We start from the raw sequence: 1,076 nt of genomic DNA, 5'->3' as shown, positions 1-1,076 counted from the left end.
CCGGTGTCGCGGGTGGATGTGGTGGGTGGTTTGGCGTATGTGATTTTCACGTCGGGGTCGACGGGTCGGCCTAAGGGTGTGGAGGTTTCGCATGCGGGTTTGGTGAATCATGTGGTGTGGGCGAGGGATGTGTTGGCGTCGCGGGGTGTGGGTGGGGCGCCGTTGTTCTCGTCGGTTGCTTTTGATTTGGTGGTGCCGAATTTGTGGGGTCCGTTGGTGGCGGGTCAGGCGGTTCGGTTGGTGGGTCAGGGTGTGGATGTCGCGGATCTGGGTGTGGTGTTGGCTGCGGGTGGGCCGTATTCGTTTGTGAAGTTGACGCCGGCGCATTTGGAGGTGTTGACGTCGCAGTTGTCGGTGGAGCAGGCGCAGGGTTTGGCGTCGGTTCTGGTGGTGGCTGGTGAGGCGTTGCCGGGGGTGTTGGCTGATCGGGGTCTGGATGTGTTGGGGCCTGGTCGGTTGGTGAATGAGTATGGTCCGACGGAGGCGTCGGTGGGGACGTGTGTGTTCCCGGTGGTGTCGGTGTCGGGTGGTGGTGTGGTGCCGATTGGTCGGCCGTTGCCGAATATGCGGATGTTTGTTTTGGATTCGGTGTTGGAGCCGGTTCCGGTGGGTGTTGTGGGTGAGTTGTTCGTGGGTGGTGTGGGGGTGGCTCGGGGTTATGCGGGTCGTCCTGATTTGACGGCGGAGCGGTTTGTTCCGGATCCGTTCGGCTCGGGTGGTCGGTTGTATCGCACGGGTGATGTGGTGCGGTGGTTGCCGGATGGGGATGTGGAGTTTCTGGGTCGTGTCGATGATCAGGTGAAGATTCGTGGTTATCGGGTGGAGTTGGGTGAGGTTCGGGCTGTTGTGGCCGAGCACGATGGTGTTCGGGATGTGGTGGTGTCGGTGTTCGAGCCGACGCCTGGTGATCGTCGTCTGGTGGCCTATGTGGTGGCCGCGGACGGCGGTGTGGTGGATGCTGGTGAGTTGGGTCAGTGGTGCCGGGTGCGGTTGCCGGAGTACATGGTCCCGTCCGCGTTCGTCGGTCTCGACGTCATCCCACTCAACGCCAACGGCAAAGTCGACCGGCGGGCCCT

Annotated in this window: 1 protein-coding gene; it reads left to right on the top strand. The window is 62.5% G+C overall.

Annotated elements, in window-relative coordinates:
* Window positions 1–12: 12 nt before the first annotated feature.
* On the top strand, window positions 13–1,076 hold a 1,064-nt coding region (locus AB0C20_RS36335), incomplete at its 3' end, for an amino acid adenylation domain-containing protein (RefSeq protein WP_357569738.1).

This window comes from Micromonospora sp. NPDC048843 (assembly GCF_040649965.1).
GTDB lineage: Bacteria > Actinomycetota > Actinomycetes > Mycobacteriales > Micromonosporaceae > Micromonospora > Micromonospora hortensis.
Note: the sequence above shows the minus strand (reverse complement) of the source record. Positions and strands in the feature narration are given on the sequence as shown.